At 35.3% G+C, this 4,988-nt stretch carries 5 protein-coding genes; 3 read left to right on the top strand and 2 right to left on the bottom strand.

Translation table 11 applies throughout. The features are described 5' to 3' along the window. Nucleotides 1-102: 102 nt before the first annotated feature. On the bottom strand, nucleotides 103-399 hold the full coding sequence (locus F6K23_RS39780; protein WP_293166621.1) for a DUF192 domain-containing protein: 297 nt from the start codon (nucleotides 397-399) through the stop codon (nucleotides 103-105). A 58-nt stretch (nucleotides 400-457) separates the two neighbouring features. Between F6K23_RS39780 and F6K23_RS39785 the strand changes: the two genes are divergently transcribed. Together F6K23_RS39785 and F6K23_RS39790 are read left to right on the top strand one after the other, a co-directional pair. Then, on the top strand, nucleotides 458-1,471 hold the full coding sequence (locus F6K23_RS39785) for a hypothetical protein (protein WP_293166623.1): 1,014 nt from the start codon (nucleotides 458-460) through the stop codon (nucleotides 1,469-1,471). Nucleotides 1,472-1,592: 121 nt separating this feature from the next. Continuing rightward, entirely contained in the window at nucleotides 1,593-1,802 is a 210-nt protein-coding gene (locus tag F6K23_RS39790) for a WYL domain-containing protein (RefSeq protein ID WP_293071197.1), read from the top strand. A gap of 628 nt (nucleotides 1,803-2,430) precedes the next feature. On the opposite strand, the gene F6K23_RS39795 is transcribed toward F6K23_RS39790, so the two are convergent. Next, nucleotides 2,431-3,381: a tyrosine-type recombinase/integrase gene (locus F6K23_RS39795; protein ID WP_293166625.1), complete on the bottom strand. Its 951-nt coding sequence runs from the start codon at nucleotides 3,379-3,381 to the stop codon at nucleotides 2,431-2,433. A gap of 562 nt (nucleotides 3,382-3,943) precedes the next feature. Here F6K23_RS39795 and F6K23_RS39800 point away from each other — a divergent pair. Then, nucleotides 3,944-4,618: an endonuclease gene (locus tag F6K23_RS39800; protein WP_293166627.1), complete on the top strand. Its 675-nt coding sequence runs from the start codon at nucleotides 3,944-3,946 to the stop codon at nucleotides 4,616-4,618. Nucleotides 4,619-4,988: the final 370 nt, after the last annotated feature.

Consider the following 4,988-nt stretch of genomic DNA (forward strand, 5'->3'; position numbering starts at 1 on the left):
ACCGCATTTTGAGGGCAGGTAATATTCCGTCTCTGGCAAGTATTATTCGCGATCGCTCTTCTGTTAGTTCCTTTGGTTGGTCTTGGCAATTATAATCATTGCCTACCCCATCATATTGAGTGGATACCACAGTTTTACTCTTTGAGGAGGTTTAAACTCAAACAGCATCCCGCGATAATCGGGTAAAGAAGGTCTAAACATAAGCCCGATTTTTCTTTCTTTTTGGGTGTCAGCGACTTCTAAGTCTATTTTTAAATCATTAATAATAACTTCTGCTGTAACTGGCAAGTATTGAGGTCTAGAAATACTTATTATTCTATTTGTATAGACACCAAAACTAACATATATTACTAAAGCACTAAAAATTAGGAATATTTGAATATTATTATTTTTTTGCATGGGTTTAAATTACTTTAAAAATTATCAAATATAATAATTAGTAATTAATTATTTAACAATGTTTAATCAAGTATACCCTGTTTTTAAAATCCCCAAAAAAATTTTAAACATTGCTGTAGCGATGCCTGAAATTGAAGTCCCTCAAATTCAAGAACCACAATTTATAGAGAAACCAAAATCACCTATTAAACCTAAATTAATAGAACCAAAAAAACCTAATATATATATTTTTTTAGCAATGATAGGATTAGTTATTTTTGTCTCTGCATTTTGGGTTAAAGCCATTGGTCCAGGTGGTGGATTTATGTTGGTAATAGCTGTAATTGTAGCTAGCTATATTTTCTCTAGAGAAAAAAATGGCTATGGGGTAAAGAAAGCAGAATTCGATATGATAATGCTTAATTATAGAGCAGAATTTGATGCCTATCAGCAGCATTTAGAGCAATGGCAAAAATCCCAAACTAGCCAGCATTCTAGTATGCGTGATTATCAAAATAGAGTGGACAATTACAGAACACAATCCACAGAGCGCAGTCAAAAAATAGAATTAGCTCGACAAAAATTTCAGCAAATTAAGCCACTGAAACCTATTCAAGGGAGCAATGCTCCCAAAGGAAGGAGTGAAGAAATATTTCACCAAGCTCTTAGTCATTATCTCCCTGGCGAAATAATGGTGGATTATCGGGTTATCAAGTATGTTGAATATCCCTACACTCCTGATTTTATTTATTATCTTAAAGACTGGAATTTATATGTAGATATAGAAATTGACGAGCCTTATACTTGTAGTGGCAAAGGTAAAAAAACAACTCACTGCACAGACGATAAAACAGAGATTAATAGAGACATTTTTTTTGAGCAGAATGATTGGGTTGTTATTAGATTCGCAGAGGAACAAGTTTTAAGATTTCCTATAAACTGCTGTAAGTTTATTGCGCAAACAATTGATTTATTGGTAGGAGAACCTATTCCTGAGAAGTTGAAAAAAGTTGATGATATAATTGCTGTGCCTAGATGGAATACAAAAAAAGCGAAACGGATGGCTCGGAAAAAATACCGACATTATTATTAATTGGCAGAAATAGAAGATTCGTGCAAGGATACGACTGATTTATATGAAGCAGCTAATTCTCCCGAACGGTTCAGGATGGTTGTTGATAACTTCCACACTTAATACAGACAGATTGTATTGAGTGACATCTCCCACAGATCGACGTTTTCTCCATCGGTTTCGAGTGGAATTACCTGGTTGGTGTTTAAAAGATGTGAGTTTTTTAAGTTGGGTTATTGGGTTTGGCGGTCATGTGAAAGTAGTTAAACCAGATGGATTAATTGATACTGTTTATGAGGTTGGGTTAGATATTGTTGAAATTTATGAGGGGAAAGCAGAAGGAAAAGAATGAAATTTTCGGTCGCGTAAGCGGAACGGAGTTCTATAACGCTCTTACCCGGAATCACTCTCGCACTGTTATAGATTGAGTCTTGTAGTCGAGGAAACTATAACTTTTGTCTAGGAAAAATTACCAAAAGACTACATATTGCCATAAGTTGCTAAGAGCAACTTTATCAATCGTTCAGACTGTTGTCAAGAATTATGCTTTACCGAATAATGAATAATTAATAATGAATAATTAATAATTGAAGAACATAAAGCTAGTGAGATAGTCTCCCCTTGTAATTAATAATGAATAATTAATAATTTCAGAGCGTATATCTAGGAAGATACTTTCTTGTTAATTAGGGCTTGCTCCAGTAAGCGATAATTAATAATTACCTCTTCTCTAATAAAAGAATTGTTGAAAAGGAATTTTTTTCTTTTTTTATCCCTGTAGGGCGACAGAACGTGGCACAGCTAAGGATAGAGTTGTTACCTTAATTTTTCAGTAATTAATGAGTGTCAGGCGCTTAATTATTGATGCTCCAGCAATAGAACTCCCCAGACGCGTGACGCGACCGATAATTATTAATTGTTAATTATTAATTATTAATTATTAATTATTAATTGTTAATTATTAATTGTTAATTATAAACTCAAACTTCCATAGACAAAATATCAGAAATTTCCTTCTGTAAATCCTGACGATTATCATCATAAATAAGCAAAGTATTCAAATTAGAATGACGTGATAACTTCTGCACCCTTCTCACATCCCCATTAGTCTTATCCAAAGCCGTCGTAATACTACTATGCCTCACCCTATGGGGACTCATCAACTTCTCAATACCCGCTCTAGTCGCCAACCGTCGTACCATCATATAAATAGCATGGTCTCCCAACCTTTTTCCCCAAGTAGAATGGTCAAGCCTAATAAACAAAGGTTGATTAACATCCCACTCCTTTCTTGCCGTCAACCAATCCTGCAAAGCCTCCACACTCTTGAGCGTCAAGCTTACCCGCTGTTTTTCATCCCCCCACCCCTTGCTCAATACCCAAAGCGAGCGTCCGCTCAAATCAACATCCAGTATATCCAACTTCGACACTTCCGAACGGCGCAAAGCATTATCCCATAATAATCTCAAAATAGCATAATCTCTCTTCCCCCCAAAACAAGAACGATCCGGCACAGCTAAAATCTTTTTATATTCAGCAGCAGGAATGCCAGTCGTGTCCCGATAAGGCCGAACTTTATCGCTCTGGATATCAGCCAGAGTAAAATTACATTGCCCCACTTTCCGAGCATAATTAACCAAAGACTTGATTGCAGATATCCGACGATTAACCGTGGCACTTTTCAACCCACGGCCATAAAGATGTTGCCGATATTTTAATACCCAAGCGATCGCCTGCATTCTTTCAAAGGAAAGAAACTGCTCTACCAACTCCGGAGTGGGGTCACACCCTGCAAGAAATTGAAAAAAACTTTTCAAATCCTTAGCATAAGCGTGACGAGTATTTGGACTACGCTTATCAGCCAATAATTCCTCCAGGAGGTCAGAGTGAGAGGCCAGAGGTAGAGAAGATTGAACAACAATATCAGACATATACTTAGGTAAGGAAAGGAAAGGAAAGGCGCATTATCATATTTAACAGTCCAGAATACACGAAAAAACGTTTGCTTGTGCAACTGGAGAGCTAAAAAAAAATAGTTGAAGTGAGCAGGTTGGTGAAAAGACTTTTGTTTCATTAATTGAGGCAGATGGCTTTCAGTAATTAAAAATTCAAAATTAATAATTATGAAGTGGCCTCGGACAGATGCGCTATGGGTATGTCCCGATGCTGGACACAAGTGTTCTGACTTGCTGGATACAAAGATATTGTGACTGTGCAGAAATTGGCGGGTGGCTGCTTCACCCATGACTACTACTTCGTTATGATAGACGGGGTGAGGAGATGCTCGAAACGAGCTGTGCAGAAGTTGGAATTTTGGGAGCGTGAAAATTTGTGTAAAAGGAAAAAATACTTATGCAATTAGTAAAAAAAATCTTATTATGTGTCTGTTTAAGTTGCTTTTTTCTAGTCAATTTTTCATCTAATGGTATAGCTTTTAACCTAGAAAGTAGTCAACTATAATCAATTCTGCCAGAGCTTAATGGTATAGAATTATTGAAAAAAGTAGCCAAAGAATATGCCCCCAAGAAAACTTTTAATTATAACATGGCTAGAGATATCATGTATACAAAAATTGATAACCATGATGGTGTAATTCAGGGCATATACACTGGTTATAGTATTGATTTAGACCCTAATTCATCTAATCCTAGACAAATAGCATATCAAAATGATATTAATGCCGAGCATATTTATCCTCAAAGTAAGGGAGCTATAGGTGCGGGTAAAAGTGATTTGCATAGTCTTTTTCCAGCTTATGAACGGATAAATACTGAACGGAGCAATAATCCTTTTGCAGAAATTAATGATTCATTAACAGATAAATGGTGGATAAATAATCAAATTTTACTTAATCAACCCATTACAGAAATTGATAATTATAGTGAATCATTAACAGGAAGTGAATTTGAACCCAGAGAAAATAAAAAGGGTGATGTAGCTCGTGCAATGTTTTATTTTTACACGGTATATAGAGAGCAAGCTAATGCCAAAGACTCTAACTTTTTTCCACAGCAAAAAGAAATACTTTGTCAGTGGAATATTGCTGACCCTGTTGATGATTTAGAGATAACTCGTTCTCATTTAATTGCTAAATATCAGGGTAATGAAAATCCTTTTGTGATAGATTCAACTTTAGGTGCAAGAATCTATTGTGAGGGAAATAGTTAGTAGCCATATAGGCTTTTTCGTGTGAGTGTTGTAAATCTTTTACAACTAAAATTTCCAATTGCGCTTAGTTCATTTCAATGGAGAATCATTGTCAAAAAAATGTGAGTATTAAACAATTAATAATTAATTATTAATGATTAATGGAGGAGTAATATTTACTTTGAAACCCCACACAATATCCCCTCGCTAAAATCATAATAGATATCTCAGTAATTATTAATTATTAAGGAAGCTTTTTTAGATCCCACATTCCGCACTTCACAATGTAGTACGAAAAGATACATGAACGATAATCAAAATTTTAGCCAACAAATTAATAGATAGAACATAAAAAAGTGAGTGGCACAACTATTGTTGGTGAACCAGGGAG

The organism is Okeania sp. SIO2C9 (assembly GCF_010672455.1).
Classification (GTDB): Bacteria; Cyanobacteriota; Cyanobacteriia; order Cyanobacteriales; family Microcoleaceae; genus Okeania.

Excerpts from the sequence above, each read along its gene's own strand:
- F6K23_RS39780 (WP_293166621.1), bottom strand. The coding sequence starts at position 399 with ATGCAAAAAAATAATAATATTCAAATATTCCTAATTTTTAGTGCTTTA.
- F6K23_RS39795 (WP_293166625.1), bottom strand. The coding sequence starts at position 3,381 with ATGTCTGATATTGTTGTTCAATCTTCTCTACCTCTGGCCTCTCACTCT.
- F6K23_RS39785 (WP_293166623.1), top strand. The coding sequence starts at position 458 with ATGTTTAATCAAGTATACCCTGTTTTTAAAATCCCCAAAAAAATTTTA.